The 16,150-nt window shown below is 53.9% G+C and carries 14 protein-coding genes and 1 pseudogene; 5 read left to right on the top strand and 10 right to left on the bottom strand.

The features are described 5' to 3' along the window. The first annotated feature begins 8 nt into the window (after positions 1 to 8). Positions 9 to 758, top strand: a complete 750-nt coding sequence (radC, locus tag Q0683_RS03690) for a DNA repair protein RadC (protein WP_298615729.1) — start codon at positions 9 to 11, stop codon at positions 756 to 758. On the opposite strand, the gene Q0683_RS03685 is transcribed toward radC, so the two are convergent. Further along, the gene (locus tag Q0683_RS03685) at positions 755 to 1,657 is read right to left on the bottom strand and encodes a polyphosphate kinase 2 family protein (protein ID WP_366142454.1); all 903 of its coding nucleotides are present in this window, start codon (positions 1,655 to 1,657) and stop codon (positions 755 to 757) included. The two genes, radC and Q0683_RS03685, sit on opposite strands and share 4 nt — an antisense overlap. Before the next feature lie 208 nt (positions 1,658 to 1,865). On the opposite strand from Q0683_RS03685, the gene Q0683_RS03680 reads away from it, so the two are divergent. After that, a complete protein-coding gene (locus Q0683_RS03680) occupies positions 1,866 to 2,285 on the top strand; it encodes a hypothetical protein (protein WP_298615725.1) in 420 nt (139 codons plus the stop codon). Between the two features lie 13 nt (positions 2,286 to 2,298). After that, positions 2,299 to 3,474 carry a hypothetical protein gene (locus Q0683_RS03675; RefSeq protein ID WP_298615723.1) on the top strand — a complete coding sequence of 392 codons (1,176 nt, stop codon included), beginning with the start codon at positions 2,299 to 2,301 and terminating at the stop codon, positions 3,472 to 3,474. Between the two features lie 14 nt (positions 3,475 to 3,488). Here Q0683_RS03675 and Q0683_RS03670 read toward each other — a convergent pair whose 3' ends face one another. The 7 genes from Q0683_RS03670 to Q0683_RS03640 form a co-directional block, all read right to left on the bottom strand. Further along, complete coding sequence (locus tag Q0683_RS03670; RefSeq protein WP_298615721.1) at positions 3,489 to 4,070, bottom strand: DUF1997 domain-containing protein; 582 nt, start codon at positions 4,068 to 4,070, stop codon at positions 3,489 to 3,491. A 71-nt stretch (positions 4,071 to 4,141) separates the two neighbouring features. Further along, positions 4,142 to 5,785: an iron ABC transporter permease gene (locus Q0683_RS03665; protein ID WP_298616937.1), complete on the bottom strand. Its 1,644-nt coding sequence runs from the start codon at positions 5,783 to 5,785 to the stop codon at positions 4,142 to 4,144. Positions 5,786 to 5,820: 35 nt separating this feature from the next. Further along, entirely contained in the window at positions 5,821 to 6,687 is an 867-nt protein-coding gene (gene nadC / locus Q0683_RS03660; RefSeq protein WP_298615716.1) for a carboxylating nicotinate-nucleotide diphosphorylase, read from the bottom strand. After that, entirely contained in the window at positions 6,677 to 7,696 is a 1,020-nt protein-coding gene (gene trpD, locus Q0683_RS03655; protein ID WP_298615714.1) for an anthranilate phosphoribosyltransferase, read from the bottom strand. Before trpD ends, nadC begins: the two co-directional genes overlap by 11 nt. Positions 7,697 to 7,723: 27 nt before the next feature. Then, a complete protein-coding gene (locus Q0683_RS03650; RefSeq protein ID WP_298615712.1) occupies positions 7,724 to 8,077 on the bottom strand; it encodes a hypothetical protein in 354 nt (117 codons plus the stop codon). A 96-nt stretch (positions 8,078 to 8,173) separates the two neighbouring features. Beyond that, entirely contained in the window at positions 8,174 to 9,655 is a 1,482-nt protein-coding gene (locus Q0683_RS03645; protein ID WP_298615709.1) for a cobyric acid synthase, read from the bottom strand. Positions 9,656 to 9,881: 226 nt separating this feature from the next. After that, positions 9,882 to 11,561: an alpha/beta hydrolase gene (locus Q0683_RS03640; RefSeq protein WP_298976343.1), complete on the bottom strand. Its 1,680-nt coding sequence runs from the start codon at positions 11,559 to 11,561 to the stop codon at positions 9,882 to 9,884. Positions 11,562 to 11,793: 232 nt separating this feature from the next. On the opposite strand from Q0683_RS03640, the pseudogene Q0683_RS03635 reads away from it, so the two are divergent. Next, positions 11,794 to 12,289 (top strand): annotated as a pseudogene (locus Q0683_RS03635) (IS5 family transposase); the annotation flags it as partial. 785 nt (positions 12,290 to 13,074) lie between these two features. Then, positions 13,075 to 13,818: a DUF928 domain-containing protein gene (locus Q0683_RS03630; protein WP_298976341.1), complete on the top strand. Its 744-nt coding sequence runs from the start codon at positions 13,075 to 13,077 to the stop codon at positions 13,816 to 13,818. Here Q0683_RS03630 and Q0683_RS03625 read toward each other — a convergent pair. Next, a complete protein-coding gene (locus Q0683_RS03625; protein WP_298613228.1) occupies positions 13,815 to 14,654 on the bottom strand; it encodes a fatty acid desaturase in 840 nt (279 codons plus the stop codon). The two genes, Q0683_RS03630 and Q0683_RS03625, sit on opposite strands and share 4 nt — an antisense overlap. 89 nt (positions 14,655 to 14,743) lie before the next feature. Next, on the bottom strand, positions 14,744 to 16,126 hold the full coding sequence (hemN, locus tag Q0683_RS03620; protein ID WP_298613231.1) for an oxygen-independent coproporphyrinogen III oxidase: 1,383 nt from the start codon (positions 16,124 to 16,126) through the stop codon (positions 14,744 to 14,746). Positions 16,127 to 16,150 lie beyond the last annotated feature (24 nt).

Below are 16,150 nucleotides of genomic sequence, written 5' to 3'. Positions count from 1 at the left end.
CTGCTGTCATGTCCTACTCGCTCCGTGTTGCTGATTTGCCCATTGGCGATCGCCCCCGTGAAAAGCTGCTCAGCCAAGGTGCCCGCTACCTCAGTTCCGCAGAACTGCTGGCGATTTTATTGGGCACCGGTCAAGGGGCTGGCAAACTCTCAGCGGTAGGTTTAGGACAATTCATCCTCAAACAGTTGGGGGAGCGCAGTGGTGACAGTACCGATGCGGTGAGTGTTTTGCGCGACATTACCCCAGAGGAATTAATGGCGATTCCCGGTGTTGGCCCTGCCAAAGCCACAACAATTCTGGCTGCTGTGGAATTGGGGAAGCGGGTCTTTCAGTCGCGGCCGGGGGAGCAAACGATCATTGACAATCCTGCCCTTGCTGCTGCTGTGCTTAGTGCCGATCTGATGTGGCAACCGACGGAACGCTTTGCCGTTCTCCTGCTAGATGTGCGCAATCGCCTATTGGGGTCTCATGTGATTACGGTGGGAACGGCAACCGAAACCCTTGCCCATCCCCGCGAAATTTTCCGGGAAGCGGTGCGCCGCAATGCCAGCCGCCTGATTATTGCCCACAACCATCCCTCAGGGAATCTCTCTCCCAGTCAAGCGGATCTGGACTTGACAAAACAAGTTCTGCAAGCAGGACAAGTGATGGGAATTCCCGTGCTTGACCATTTGATTCTCGGAAATGGGGATTACCGAAGCCTGCGGGAGATAACGTCCCTCTGGCAGGAAGTCCCTCAAGGAGAGGGCAGTGCCTAATCCTCATCGGGTTCGTTTTCCAGCAGTGCTTTTGCCTCTAGGAGTTGTTGCCTGTGGGTTTCAGTGACAAGGGGGTAGTGTAGGTTAAGGCTTGCCAGTTTTTGATAAATGAAGTGAGCCACCATCAGCCGTGCAAACCACTTGCGATCGGCGGGAATAATGTGCCACGGTGCCCATTCGGTACTGGTGTGGCGAAAGACCTCGGCATAGGCTTCTCGATAGTCATTCCAGTGGGCGCGATCGCGCACATCCTCAATCGAAAATTTCCAGTTCTTGTCTGGACGACTAATGCGCTCCAAAAAGCGTTTTTTTTGCTCTGATTTGGAGATATTCAAGAAAAACTTGAGGATGAGAATGCCATTACGTGTCAAGTAACGTTCGTAGTGATTAATGTCCTCAAAGCGCTCTTTCCAGATGTGCTTGGTCTTGGTTTCCGCAGGAAGTTGCTGGCGATTGAGTAAATCGGGGTGTACCCGCACCACAAGGACTTCTTCGTAATAGGAGCGATTAAAAATACCAATGCAACCCCGCTCTGGCAATGCCCGGTTAAATCGCCACAAAAAGTCGTGATCCAACTCCTCAGCACTGGGTGCCTTAAAGCTATACACCTGACAGCCTTGGGGGTTGAGACCACTCATCACGTGTTTGATTGTGCTGTCTTTGCCCGCTGCGTCCATCGCTTGGAAGATAATCAGCAGCGCATAGATATTCTGGGCATAGAGGACATCTTGGTAGGCCGCTAGCTTCTTAATACCAGCGGCGAGGAGTTCTTGGGCTTCGACTTTGCTTTTGAGGCCAGCAGTATCGGCAGGATCATAGTCCTTCCAGTGAAATTTCTCGCCAGCGGGGACGATATAGCGATCGGGGTTAATTTGGTCGAGAAAATCCTGGGGAATCATCATCAAGAGGGGTTGCGGCAGAACTGTATCCTAGCCTACATTCCCCCATTACAGAAAATTCAAAATGTGCTGCTTTTCGGTCTATCTTTAACAAATTGTATAAGTTACGGGCAAAACAGAATTCTCTTTGTATGCTGTATCAGTAGGCGAGCGATCGCCCTTAATCGCATCATTACCTAACCTATTGTTTGCGTTCTGGACAGCCACCGTGGCTCCAATTAAACCCCAGAAACTGGATCTGGATGCAAGTTACCCCTGCCCTTGTCGCCGTCAGGGGGAGCTGGTGCCTATTGCCCTCACAGAAGCCTTTGGATGTCGGCGCTGTCAACAAATCTTTGTCGTTCGTCCCGATGGCTTTTCCATTGAGCAATTGGCTACCACCTATCCCTACAAGCGAGCGTGGTATTGGACAGGGTTGCAGTGGAGTCAGTTGCAGCGGGGGTTCTCAGAAAGTTACTGGTATTTCGCAATTGGCCTGAGTTTCTTTTTATTGATGCCTATTCTGTTGTGGCTGCCCTTACTTCTACAATTGTCCTTAAAACCTGAAGGGCTGCTATGGATTATTGCCTCCCTGCTGATTGCCCTGACACCAGCATTTCTGGTGTGGATTGCCCTCTCCCGTCGTTGAGCGATCTGCGGCTATGTTGCCTGAGCCCCTAAGGGTGGCGCGGGTCGCCAGTACACACCTCAGCCAAGCCGGCTATGCTCTGCGCCAGGAAGCTCTCAGGCATTTGATTGAGGAGTTAGCAACAGCAGAGTCTCTGCTGTTGGAACAAAATACTCTTGATCTCGAATCCAGCCGCGATCTGGCAGTATCTCAGATTGTGGTTGGCTGGTTGCGGTTGACCCATGAGCGCCTGCACCGCATTCAGCAGTGGCTAGAGCGCCTCTACCATGCAGCGGATCCGTGGCAGCAACCCTGCCCTACACAGCCAGAGCGGTTTCAGTATGCAGTTCCCCTAGGGGTGGTGGCATTGGTTTATGAAGGACTACCCACCTTAAGTTTGATGCTGGCGGGCATGGCACTGAAAACGGGAAATGCCCTTGTGCTCTGGAGTGCTGAAAGTAGTCGCTACACGGCGGGGGCGATCGCCAGCCTCATCGAAGCTGCATTGAGCAAAAGCAGTCTGCCAAAAACGGCCATTCAGACCCTTTCTCTCCCGCCCGCCAGTTGGCTTGCGGATGCCACTGCGGTTGATCTCGCTCTTGTTTATGGCCGTTTCCGCTTTGTGGCCGAGCAACGCGCTGCTGCCCGCTGTCCCCTAGTCTCGCTTTCCCTTGGTAATACTTACCTTGTTTGGGATGGCTCTGTGTCGCCAGAGAGTGTCCTCAATTGTATTCAGCACAGCCACCAAGCAAACCCTGATCGCGCCCTGGCAATTGAAAAGGTCATTGTACTCAGCAATGTCAATCCCTCCCATTTGACCTTTGTGATCAATGAACTCACCCAAGCCGGCTACAAACAGGGGGTGGACGAGTACCTGCACCGCAACTATCCCCACATTCCCCTTGTAGATGCCGGTGAGTGGCCACTCCCCTATCTAGATCAACGCTTAGCGTGGCACTACGAAGAGGATCTCACCACAGCAATCACTTGGATTCACCGGTATGGCAGCGCCGCCAGTGGGATTGTTGCCAGCAGCTACAGAGATTGCCGTGTTTTTTATCAGCAGGTGCAGACCCCCTTGGTTTTTGTCAATCGTCCTCCCCACCTAGAGCGCTTGGATGCACTGGCCATTGGCGCTGTTGCCCAGGGGTGCCAACGGGGTCTCTTTGGCCTTGCTCAGTTACTCAGTACCAAGCAGGTTTATTTGTAGGGGAGCTTGCAGCTCTAGGTGGAACTCACAGGAATAGGTGTGAGCCAATCGCTACTGCCATGGCTTTCCACCTCCGTGAGCCAGCGTTGATAATCGGCCACAAGGTGCTGACTAAGGCGCTGTTTAATCGTTAAAAGAACGCTCTTGAGTAACCCATTGCCGGTGGCTTCGAGAAGGGGACGCGGCGTGAGATCTAAAGGCGGCGGAATATCCACGCCCACTTGCAAATCAGCTCGACCAACCAAATCCGTACCGTTCGGCGTAGCTTGGGGAGACAGGTAACCTTCGAGGGCGAGGTGAAAGCGGCGATTGATGTAGTCCACCCCGCGAATTTCACAGCCAAGGGAGCGTAATTGTAAAGAGCCATCACTATTGGCATGAACGGCCAGATCAACGGTGGGTTGCAAGCTGACCATGAGAAAATTGAGGGGGCGCATCTTCAGACGAAAGCGATCGCTCCCTAGAAATTCCACGCGGGTTGGATCCGTCAAAGCATAAACAAGCCGCCGGGGCTGACGCAGGTAGTGCTGCAAGGGAGCCGTGGGTGTTTCAATACTGAGGCAAACAGATTGGCTGGCCTTGAATTCTAAGTACATAGCACACCTAGCGAACGTTGTTTCTAATGTAACGAATTATTAAGAAGCCCGTGAACGGGAAACCGAACTTCCTAATCTGCCCAGTGGGTTTGCCGTCCCAGCCAAATCACCGGAATGAGACCCACGACCACCAAGGCCAAGGCACTTAAGGCCGCTTCGGGAAGCCGCTCATCGGAGGCAAAGCGGTAAACCTGTATCGCTAGGGTATCAAAGTTAAAGGGCCGAATGACCAATGTCGCAGGCAATTCCTTCATGACATCCACAAAGATCATCAGGGCTGCGGTAAAAAGGCCGGGCACCATCAGGGGCAAGTGAACCGTGCGCAGAATATTCCAAGGGGATCGCCCCAGGGTCCGCGCCACCTCATCGAGGGATGGACGAATTTTCACTAAGCTGGCTTCAACGCTGCTAAAGGAGACGGCCAAAAAGCGCACCAAGTAGGCATAGAGCAATGCGACTATTGTGCCACTGAGAATTAAGCCCACTTCCACCCCCCACAGATGCTCACTGACATCGTTAATGACGTTATCTAGCCACCCCAAGGGCATGAGGATGCCAACGGCAATCACTGTCCCTGGAACTGCATAGCCGGTAATACACACTTGGGTTCCCCAACGAACCCAAACCGTTGGCAGCAAACGATGGCCATAGGCCAACAGCAGAGCAATCCCAACCGCTAGAACCGCAGAAAGGGTCGCCAAAATCAGGCTGTGGCTGGCGTGTTCCAGAAATTCGCGACTGAGCTGAAGCTGTTGGTAGCTAATGGCCAAATAGAGGAGCAACCCCGCCGGCAGTAATAAACCTAAAACGACGGGCAGGGCACACACGAACCAAGCCGCAACCGCTCGCCATCCCCTGAGGCGATAGGGCACTGGGCGATCGCCCCCTCGATTGTAATAGCGCGCCTTGCCCCGGAACCATTTCTCGACAAGCAGCAGAGCAAAAACAATCACCACCAGCACAGAAGCCAACTGCGCCGCCGCCATCTTGTCACCCATGCCAAACCAAGTGCGGTAAATGCCGACGGTGAAGGTATCCACGCCAAAGTACTGCACAGTGCCAAAATCATTCAGGGTTTCCATGAGGGCAAGACTGGTACCGGCAGCGATCGCCGGCCGCGCCAGGGGCAATGCCACAGTCCAAAAACTCCGCCAAGGGCCGCAGCCAAGGGAGCGACTGGCTTCCAAACTACAGATCCCCTGCTCCAAAAAGGCTACCCGCGCCAACAAATAGACATAGGGGTAAAGGACAAGGGTGAGCATGGCGATCGCCCCGCCAAGGGAACGGATATTGGGAAACCAGTAGTCACCGTAGCCCCAGCCTGTCAGTTGCCGCAGCCATGCCTGAACAGGCCCCTCAAAGGCAAAAAACTCTGTATAGGTGTAGGCCAACACATAGGCCGGTGCGGCTAAAGGAGTCAACAGCAGCCACTGCCACCAGCGCACCCCCCAAAATTCACAGTTCGTGACCAGCCATGCCGTACTCACACCAATGACAATCACCCCAATGCCTACACCCAACATCAACCAAAGGGAGTTCAATAGGTACTCAGGTAAAACCGTTGCGGCCAAATGCTGCCAAGTGTTACCTGTATTTACAAAAATTTGGCTGAGAATGACAAAAATCGGCAAGGCAATCCCTAGGGCAATCAGCCACACCAGTAACTCCCAAGGTGTCAGGCGAAGCCACCGAGGGAGGCTCAGGGACTTAGACACGGCACGACCTCCAAAAACAGGCACTCAAAAAAGACTTAAAGAATGGTCAAACTAAAATCTAGCCAAGGCGATCGCGTGATCATCGCACTCGTAGAAATGTAATCTACGCCGGTCAAGGCCACGGATCGCAAGGTTTCCAAAGTGATATTGCCAGAGGCCTCAATTTTAATGTGGGGAGCTTCGGCGCGGATCATCGCCACTGCCTTGGTCATGTCTGGAAGCGGCATATTGTCGAGCATAATCACCGCCACCCCAAGGGAGAGGGCTTCGCGCACCTGATCGAGGGTCTCGGTTTCCACTTCAATAACCAAGGGAAAGGGACTGGCTTGGCGCACTTTCTCAACCGCAGCCGTGATCCCCCCCGCTGCCACAATATGGTTGTCTTTAATCAGGATTGCATCGTCAAGGCCAAAGCGATGGTTGACCCCGCCCCCGACAGCAACTGCATATTTTTCCAGCAGGCGCAGTCCCGGTGTCGTTTTACGGGTATCCACCAATTGGGTGGGCAGATCGGCAATCTGCTGGGCATAGGTATGGGTGAGGGTGGCAATGCCACTGAGGCGCATGAGGCAATTGAGCGCCAGCCGTTCGCCAAGGAGTAATGCTTCTAGAGGCGCTTCAAGCCGCGCAACAATCGTCGGCTGATCACAAATCGCGCCTTCGGCCTGCTCATAGGTAAATACAACGCTTGATGTGAGGCGTTGAAAAACCCGCTCCACAATGGGCAGGCCGGCAATCACTCCCTGACTTTTGAGCCGAATGTGGGCTTTTCCTCGGTGCTCGTGGAGGTGCAGGGCCTGGGTGGTGCGATCGCCCCGACCGATGTCCTCCTGTAACCACCGATCTAGGAGAGGATCCAAGACACACCAGGGCGGCAAATAGGCAGATACCCTAGGCTTCATTGGAGAGCGCCACCAATGCCTGCAACTTGTCCCATGCCGCACCGCTGGCCAGAATTGCCTTTGCCCGATCTACCCCTTCCCACCAATCCTGAACTGCGGCGGCCACGTAGAGGGCGAGGGCGGCATTGAGCGCCACCACCTCCTGTTGAGCCGTTGTCCCTTTTCCCTGAAGAACTTGGGTCAGAATCTCGGCATTCGTCTGAACATCCCCCCCTGCCAACTCACTGAGGGGAGCACTGGCTAGACCCAAGGCTTGGGGATCGAGGACTGCTTGGCGTAGCGGCTCCTCAGGACTGCTAAACATCACCAAATCAGTCATATTGCCAAGGGTGGCTTCATCCACTCCTTCGCGACCATAGAGGACAATCCCCCGTTGACGACCCAGACGTTGCAGGGCACCGGCCATCGCTTCCAGATAGCGATCGCTGTAAACCCCAATCACCTGCCCCGTGGGATGAAGTGGATTGACCAAAGGACCTAACAAGTTAAAGACCGTGCGAATTTTTAGGATACGGCGTAGGGAAGCCACGGCTTTCATGGCGGGATGCCAACCGGGGGCAAAGAGGAACGTGATCCCCACTTCCTTGAGCAAAAAGGCGGGATCGTCGTGGGCAAGGTTGACCCCCAGGTGCTCAAGAACATCCGCTGAACCAACGCGGCTAGAGACGGAACGATTGCCATGCTTGGCGACTTTGACCCCTGCTGCCGCCACCACAAAGGCAACTGCTGTGGAAATATTAAACGTACCGGCGCGATCGCCCCCTGTGCCGCAGGTATCAATGAGGGGTTCGGCCAAATTCAATGACACCCCTGGGGACTGAGCCAGCAACACCTTGGCCATCCCCGCCAGTTCCTCCACCGTCAGCCCCTTGAACTGTAGTGCCGTGAGAATAGCTCCGGAGAGAGCATCGGGAATTTCGCCTGTCAACCATCCCTGCATGAGCTGGGCGGCCTGCTCTTGCGTCAGGGCTTGGCGATCGAGGAGTTGTTGGAGCAGCTCAGACCACATTGACAGGAGCAGGGAAAGAATTAGGCTTTAATTGAGTTGTTGCTGGCCTTGGCGTGCTTGCCAATAGTGCAGGGGTAAGCAAAGCAGCGAGGAGGCGGTGAGCAAAAGGGCCAGGAGTGCGGTGATCTTGCACATTTGACCCAACTCTGTGCCCTCCAATGGTACAGCGATCTGTAGCCCCCGCGCACCACAATAGACCAGCCAATAGACAAAGATCATACGCCAAAGAGTTTCGCCATAGGCCTCTTGGGGGGAACACTCCCGCAGGGGAAAGTGTTTTTCCTCTTGATGAGCCGTGTACAATAGCCAGCTTAAGCCACCTAAAGCGGCGATCGCCGAGGCAATCAAGATTCCCACTGACCAAGAAGCAGCCACTGCCATTATTCTTTTGAACTCCTTGTCATCAGCACATTGTTCCTCAGTCTAGGGCAGTCGTTTGCCCGTGATGACACTTGCTAACAATTTGAAATTTTTACGTCAACATAATTTACAAATACCCTCTAAGTTCAGATGAGCCATGACGGCTTCTGTGAGTTCATCTAGGGCAACAGCCCGTTGCTCGGCATAGTGGGGAATTGCTGTGGGTAGGAGTGGCAATTGGCGGCGGGAGCGCAACACATTCAGCCAATGGCGACGCCAAGCGCCGTTTTCCAATAGCCCATGTAGATAAGTCCCCCAAAGGGTGCCCGCTCCGTTAACCAGACCCAGTTCTGAGGCGGCAAAAAGGGGCTGCCAACCCTTGAGATCCCCTGTGTAATTACTTTGGCCTTGGTGAATTTCGTAGCCCAAGATCGGCTCAGCACAGGGGAAATAAAGGGACTGGGTTTGTTGTTGTCGGGTGCATTTGGTTTCTCCCAGTTGGGTGTGCAGGGGCATGAGTCCCAGTCCTTCATAGGTGCCGCAGTATCCCTCTAAACCCAGAGGATCGCTGATGGTGACGCCCAACATCTGCCAGCCACCGCAAATGCCGAGAATGGTTCCCCCTTGGGCAGCATAGGCTTTTAGTTGCGCTGCCATTCCCGTTTCGCGCAGGACGTGGAGATCGGCAATCGTGGTTTTAGTGCCCGGCAAAATGACGGCATCGGGCTGACCTAGGGGACGCTGGGGCGGCAAAAACTCAAGGGAGACGCTGGGTTCTGCCAGCAAAGGATCAACATCGCTAAAGTTGGCAATCCGCGGCAGGCGAATGACGGTAATTTTTAAGTCTGCCCCTTGGCGTTGGGGGCGCGGATCCCATAGATCAAGGGAATCTTCGGCAGCATAGTGGCGATCGAGCCATGGAATCACGCCCAAGACTGGTACCCCCGTCGTCTCCTCTAGCCATTGCAGACCGCTGTCGAGGAGCGATCGCTGGCCGCGAAATTTATTGATGACAATTCCTTGGATCAACGCCCGCTCCTCGGCATCTAGCAGCATCAACGTGCCTACAATATGGGCAAACACACCGCCGCGATCTATATCGGCGATGAGAATGGTCGGTGCCCCTAGGTGTTTGGCCACCCGCATATTGGTGAGGTCGCGGTGCTTGAGATTGATTTCCGCCGGTGAGCCGGCGCCTTCACACACAATCCAGTCAAAGCGTTGCTGGAGATTTGCCAAGGCCTCTGTAATTGCCTGCCAACCCCGCTCAAAGTAATCCCGATAGTAGTCTGCTGCTTGGGTGACCCCCGCCACCTGCCCCTTCAGAATCACCTGCGAAGTCATATTCCCTTGGGGCTTGAGGAGAATGGGGTTCATCGCCACTTCCGGTTCCACCCCTGCCGCCCAGGCCTGCATTGCTTGGGCATAGCCGATTTCGCCGCCCTCACGGGTGACGTAGGCATTCAAGGCCATATTCTGTCCCTTAAAGGGGGTGACCCGGTAGCCCTGCTGAGCCAGCCAACGACAAATCACCGCTGTGAGAAGCGATTTCCCCGCATGGGATGTGGTTCCCACCACCATTAGAGCTTTAGCACCCATGGTTGAGCAACGCCGCGGCGCATCCTACGAATGGACGGGAAGCGTCATTCCCTAGTTAGCGGCGGATGTGATGTGATTCTTCTAATCAAGTATGGCACTATTGCCCGCCAGAAAAGACTTCTGGAGACCCGGACAGATAAAGGTACAGCCGCCTCCCTCTCTGCTAACAGGATTGGGAAGCCGCTGATGCACGCAAAGGGTCATCGGGGGAGCATTCACGGTTAGCTTAGGGATACTTCACCGCCCGCGGTACTCTTTGCAATAGTTCTGGCGAGAGAGATTGGGTTAGACTCAGACCATGAGTGGGTGAACTCAAAGCCCTTGCTGCTGCTGGGGTCAGCCATTGCCGCGCCTGCTCATCCCCTAGAAGATGCAAGCGTAAAAAGGCCAAGCTCAATCCCTGCAGATAGGCACGCGATCGCGGGGGAGCAGCACCGACTAGGAACCGGGGGACTGGCAGTACGGGTTCCCTTTGACCGGCCTCACCAATCGTTGAGAAATGGGTTGCATCGTCCATCAAGACGAGGTAGCGATCGGGCGTCGTCAGCCACGTAAAGGGATAAATCTGTTCCTCGACAGCAGGGGCGATCGTATCCTCACTTGCAGCCACAAACATCACGGGAATTTTTAACTGACTCAGGGACTCAGGACTAAAGACAGCACTGGTGATTGGGTTAACAGCAATTACCGCTTGCACACGGGGATCCTTTAGAGAATAGACCCTTGGTGGTAAGGCTTGGGCTTGGCATTGAAGCAGCAGTGATACATTAAACGACTCTAGGACACTTCTGGTGCAATGTCGCCGCAGTTGTTGAAAATCCAAGGGTGCCCCTGCGAGGGTCAGAGCCGTGTAGCCCCCAAAGGACTGACCAATGATGGCCACCCGCTCCAAGTTCAACCGCCCTCGCCAAGGGTAGAGTTGCTCAGGAAATGCCCCTAAACGATCAAGGACAAACGTCACATCAAGGGGACGATCCAGAAATTCCTGAGCCGCCGTCCTCGAACTGGCATAGCCTATGGGAAACGAGAGTAGCTGCCGAGTTGAGCTACCCACGTGCTCAAGGGCAATAACCGCAAAACCGTGGGAGGCCAAATGTTGACACAAATAGCGATAGCTGTAGCGACTTGCCCCCAAGCCATGGGAAACAATGACCACCGGAACCTGCTGTCCCGCGGGAACAATCGGTAGATAAAAATCCGCTTCAATGGGGCGGGAATGTCCTGTCAACTGCAATCGCCAAGGCGATTCATCCACTGCTGCCCAAGGCATCTCTAGCCACTGCCCAGATCCCGGTTGGAGCAGTGATTGCACACTGGTAGGGATCAATTTTGTCTGATTTTCAATCGCCTGCCGACGGACAACATCCAAAATGGTCTCTGTTACGCGGATCGTGTGCTGGAAGTTTTTGAGAATGGCGAGTCCTTTCTTGAGGTCAAAGCGGATACTGGGGGAGGGGTAGTGGCGCATCACACTCAACACAGTGAGGCCCTTGGGATCGGCAGCGGCAAGAATCAGGGCTCCTCGCAGGGCACGGGCATTTTCTTGGCGACTTTGGGTCTGAAGAAGCCGACTTGCCTGCACCATTAATTCTTGACCAAGGGGAGAGTACAGGAGTTGAGCAACAGCAACAGGGGAGAGTTGCAGTCGTTCCTGCAATGCCGATCGCAATTGCTGCCGGTGGGCAGGTGGCAATAATCGTAGGTAGCTAGCCAGTTCCAGGGAAGGTTGGCCAGTGGCGGCAAATCGTTCTAAATCGGCAATGGAGAGCGATCGCTCCAAGAGGCCATAGCGCAAAATAATTCTCTCCGCTGCCCATAGTTCCCTTGAGCCACCCCCCAAAATACTCACCGCCACAATGAGACTGAGGGGCAGTAATACCAGCCACTTAAGTGAGGAGTGAGTCACAGTGAAGAGTTATGCAGTACAACTCAATCAAAAAAGTTAAATAAAGTGTTAAATAAAGTCGCGGCAACGGTGCTCAGTTCAACAACACGATAAGCACTTTCCAGTATAGATACGGCCTTTTCTAGAGAAACACTGATTTAATTGCCGCCCTCCCCCTGCCCTAGGATAATTTTGAGGACACGAGTACCCTATGCAGACCCAAGTAAGCTTTTCCGACCTGGAATACGCTGCCAAGAAGGGTAGTCAGTGGCGCTTAGGGATGAAGGCTTACATCGGGGTGGACGCAGGCTCTGGGCAGATCCACACCGTTGTGGCCACCCCGGCCAATGTGGCCGATGTCACCCAAGCGCAGGCGCAGCTTGCGGGCAAGAGACCCACGTCTTTGCCGATGCCGGCTACCAGGGGGTGGACAAACGCGACGAAGTCCAGCAGCGTCACCCCAATGTGAATTGGCATGTGGCGATGAGACCTGGCAAGCGTCGTGCCTTGCCTGCCACGCCTTGGGTGAGCTGATGGAGAGAGTGGAGCAGACCAAGGCAAGCATTCGTGCCAAAGCCGAGCATGCTTTCCATGTGGTGAAGAACCTGTTTGGCCATAAGAAGACACGCTACCGTGGGTTGCAGAAGAACGGCAAGCAGTTGTTGACCCTGTTTGGCTTGGCGAATCTGGTGCTGGCGCGCAGGTGGTTGGGGGTATCTGATGGGGGTATTGCGCCCGTAGTACCGTAAAAAAGAGGAAAATTTCGGTAAAACGCGGAAAAAACGGCCCACTGGGGCATCTTTGTGGAAGAATGCTGTCTCGGAGTCGCGTCCAACTCCCTCATGCGGGCTTCGAGACGGACTTACAAGGAATTGTTCAGCGTTTCCCTAAAAATATGCCTTAGACCCATTGGTGAATGCTCCGCTGATAAGCGACTTCCCAATCCTGTTACCAGAGAGGGAGGCGGCATTCTCGCCTACTGCCGAGAACTTTTGCCTTTGCAGCACCCCAGATCATTTCCGACTGTGGGTTTTGGGTTGAAGTTGTTCATGCCAACTTCTGGCCTGTTCCCTACGTTTATAAATCGGGTGATGCCAGGACTTACAGGTTCAGTTGTACCTTGCCAAGCAGGTCTTATATCTGCCCGAGTCCCCAGAAGTCTTTTCTGGCGGGCAATAGTGCCATGCTTGACATACTTGACATACTTGAGGAGGAGAATCATATCACATCCGCTGCTAACTAGCGAATGACGCTTCCCGTTCATTCGTAGGATGCGCGGCGGCATTGCTCAAAGGATGCCAGCACCACCTTGGAACTGCTAGCCTACTGCCCTCGTCTTGAGAGTTACCTCAGTTGTGAGCCAAGACAATACAGGTACGTGCTGGAAATCATCACAATTACGTTGGAGTTATCACCCCACAGCCCACAACTAACTCCTATGCTGAGAGTGTGGCAGATAGGGAAACGACCAAAAACTGAAGCCTAAAATCCCTTAACACTCCCCACGACCGCTTTTCACTGAGGATCTTGACCTATGAAACGCTCTATTTTCAAGTCACTGCGATATTTCATTCCTTGGAGCTTGACCGTACTCATCCTCAATGCAGGTCTTAGTTGGGCTGGATTTATTCCCCCCAAAAACCTATCCCGTCCAGGAAATCGTGAGGGGGCGGCCACCCGTGGCATCTGTAAAGTGCAAACCCTAGCGAATGAACCTGATTTAACCACATTGGTACCGGCGAGTAACATTGGTTTGACGGCAGCAACTCGCCCGACGTTTTATTGGTATTTACCCGCCAACAATTACCAAGCTCTGGAGTTTGCGCTCTTTCAGACCCTTGCCGACGGGACACAGGTGCCAATTTACAAACAACAGTTTCCCACGGCCAATCGGCCGCGCCTAGACAGTATTATGTTGGCGGATGACGTGCCGCCCCTGCAGGAGGGTGTAGATTACCGCTGGACTGTCAGCCTTATTTGTAACCCTAGTGACCCCGATCCCTCCCAGATTCGCTTTGTGGAAGGCTGGGTGCAACGGATCGCTCTACCGAAGACCCTGGAACAACAACTCCGCCAAGCCAATCCTCTACAACGGTATGAGTTGTTGGCTATCAATGGCCTTTGGTATGATGCCCTCGATGCTTTGGTGAAACTGCGACAGGCGCAGCCCAATAACCCTAAAATTAATACTCTCTGGAGAGAGCTAATGACCGCCGAGGGGGTTGATCTCCATCGGCTGAGTAAACTAGCGATCGCCCAAGATAGTCGAGGCAATTAGGACAACGCTGTGGGCGGAGGCAACTGTACCTTGGAAGCCAGACCCAGTCCCTGGAGGATGCGAATTACCCACCATGTGGGATCCACTTCCCACCAATACCAGCCAGCCTTGGCCACGTGGGGATAGGCATGGTGGTTGTTGTGCCAACCTTCGCCGTAGGTGAGGAGCGCCGCCCACCAAAGGTTACGGGAGTTGTCCGCTGTGTCGAAACGGCGGTAGCCCCACTTGTGAGTCGCAGAGTTGATTAGCCAAGTGCTATGCCACAGGAAGACCGCCCGCACAAACACTCCCCACAGTAGCCAAGACCAACCGCCGAGGCTATAGAGCAGCAACGCAAGGGGCACTTGCAGTAGCAAGAAGTAGCGATCAAGCCAGCGGTAGAAAGCCTGCCGCGTCAAGTCCGGCGCAAAGCGGGCATACTCCTCTGCATTAAAGAATTGAGGCTGGGGATAGACAAGCCAGAGCATGTGGCTCCACCAAAAACCCCGCCGCGCTGAGTAGGGGTCTTTCACTTCATCCTCCGTATGGGCATGGTGCAAGCGGTGGCCAGCGACCCAAAAAATAGGACCTCCCTGCATGGCTAAAGCACCCAAAAGGGCAATGCCATACTCTAGCCACTGCGGGACTTGGAAACTGCGGTGGCTCAAGAGGCGATGGTATCCCAAGCAGATGCCGATACTCCCAAAGAGCCAGTGGAGAAAGAGGGTGACTGCCAGCGCAGACCAAGAGAAAAAGAAAAAGGCAACTCCTGCTAAAAGATGAATAACTCCCAAAAAGAGGACAAACCCCCAATTGAAGCGGGTGGTCTGGGGTTGCAATTCCAAGGATGATGACATAGGCACTCCTCAACACCGTTTACAAGTTTAGACGCGAGTTTAGATGGCGAGAACTTGCACCACAAGAGAATCCTAAAGCCAATCTGGGACTAAATGGCCCTGGAAAATGTCCTACCAGATTTTTGTTGCAGGTAGGTATCAAAGGCGGCAGCAATATTGCGGATGAGGAGCCGTCCCACGGGGGTGACCTCTAGGCGATCGCGCCCCAACTTGAGGAGTCCATCGGCGGCCAATTCCTCCAGTGCGGCTAACTCTGGGGCAAAGTGGGTATCAAAATCGAGATTAAACTGGCGGGCGATCGCCCCCTTGTCGAGGCTAAACTGGCACATCAATTCCATGATAATGGCGCGGCGCAGCAAATCCTCATCCCGCAGTTGAATACCGCGCTCTGTGGCCAGTTGACCTGCTGCAATCTCACTGAAGTAGGTGGCCAAATGTTTTTGATTTTGAGCATAGGCCTCCTGCAACATGCTAATCGAGGTCAGACCAAAGCCAATGAGGTCGGCCGGGGGCAGCGTTGTATAGCCCTGAAAGTTGCGCTTGAGCGTCCCCGCCTCTTGGGCGATCGCCAGCTCATCCGTGGGCTTAGCAAAGTGATCCATGCCAATGTACCGATAGCCGTGGCTCGTCAGCAGTTCAATCACCCGCTGCAAAATGGCCAACTTGGTCGAGCCATCGGGTAGCGTCGCTGGATCAATACGCTTTTGAATTGGTTTGAGATTGGGCAGATAGGCAAAGTTAAAGACAGCAATGCGATCTGGATTTAGGCGGAGCGTCTTGGCAATGGTGGTTTCAAAGGATTGAACGGTTTGGTAGGGCAAGCCATAAATGAGGTCAATGTTGACACTTGTAAACTCAGCAGCGCGAATCCACTCCATTACCTGGAACAGCCAGGCTTCAGGCTGGATGCGATTTACCGCCAGCTGCACCTGAGGGTCAAAGTCCTGCAGGCCAAAGCTGATGCGATTGAAACCCAGCTCCCGCAGACGAAAGAGGTACTCGCGGTTGACATAGCGGGGATTCACCTCAATTGAAATTTCGGCGTCCTTGGCAAATTCAAAGTGGTGGGTGAGGGTGCGCCACAGGGATTCCACCTGGTCAATAGTGAGGTAGTTAGGGGTACCGCCGCCCCAGTGCATTTGAATTACTGGACGAGTGCGATCCAGCCGTGCAGCAACTAGGGCAATTTCCTCAGCCAAAGCGTCCAAGTAGGTTTTGGCAATGGTTTGGCTTTGGGTGATAATCACGTTGCAGCCGCAAAAATAGCAGGCACTCTGGCAAAAGGGAATATGCACGTACAAGGAGAGGGGCAAGTGCGCTGCGTTGCTCCGCAGCAGTTCCCGCTGGAAACAATGGCGATCAAAATCGGCAGTAAATTCGGCTGCTGTAGGGTAACTCGTATAGCGGGGCAGGGGGCGATCGTATTTTTGCAGCAGTGCCCCCTCAAATTGAATTGGCTGAACCACACTCATGGGTTTTTGCAAGCTCCTCACAAG

Source organism: uncultured Thermosynechococcus sp. (genome assembly GCF_938074695.1).
GTDB lineage: Bacteria > Cyanobacteriota > Cyanobacteriia > Thermosynechococcales > Thermosynechococcaceae > Thermosynechococcus.
The sequence above is the reverse complement of the archived record's forward strand: the minus strand, read 5'-3'. Positions and strand labels throughout refer to the sequence as shown.

Excerpts from the sequence above, each read along its gene's own strand:
- trpD (WP_298615714.1), bottom strand. The coding sequence starts at position 7,696 with ATGTGGTCTGAGCTGCTCCAACAACTCCTCGATCGCCAAGCCCTGACG.
- Q0683_RS03630 (WP_298976341.1), top strand. The coding sequence starts at position 13,075 with ATGAAACGCTCTATTTTCAAGTCACTGCGATATTTCATTCCTTGGAGC.
- Q0683_RS03650 (WP_298615712.1), bottom strand. The coding sequence starts at position 8,077 with ATGGCAGTGGCTGCTTCTTGGTCAGTGGGAATCTTGATTGCCTCGGCG.
- nadC (WP_298615716.1), bottom strand. The coding sequence starts at position 6,687 with ATGAAGCCTAGGGTATCTGCCTATTTGCCGCCCTGGTGTGTCTTGGAT.
- Q0683_RS03675 (WP_298615723.1), top strand. The coding sequence starts at position 2,299 with ATGTTGCCTGAGCCCCTAAGGGTGGCGCGGGTCGCCAGTACACACCTC.
- hemN (WP_298613231.1), bottom strand. The coding sequence starts at position 16,126 with ATGAGTGTGGTTCAGCCAATTCAATTTGAGGGGGCACTGCTGCAAAAA.
- radC (WP_298615729.1), top strand. The coding sequence starts at position 9 with ATGTCCTACTCGCTCCGTGTTGCTGATTTGCCCATTGGCGATCGCCCC.
- Q0683_RS03625 (WP_298613228.1), bottom strand. The coding sequence starts at position 14,654 with ATGTCATCATCCTTGGAATTGCAACCCCAGACCACCCGCTTCAATTGG.
- Q0683_RS03670 (WP_298615721.1), bottom strand. The coding sequence starts at position 4,070 with ATGTACTTAGAATTCAAGGCCAGCCAATCTGTTTGCCTCAGTATTGAA.
- Q0683_RS03685 (WP_366142454.1), bottom strand. The coding sequence starts at position 1,657 with ATGATTCCCCAGGATTTTCTCGACCAAATTAACCCCGATCGCTATATC.
- Q0683_RS03645 (WP_298615709.1), bottom strand. The coding sequence starts at position 9,655 with ATGGGTGCTAAAGCTCTAATGGTGGTGGGAACCACATCCCATGCGGGG.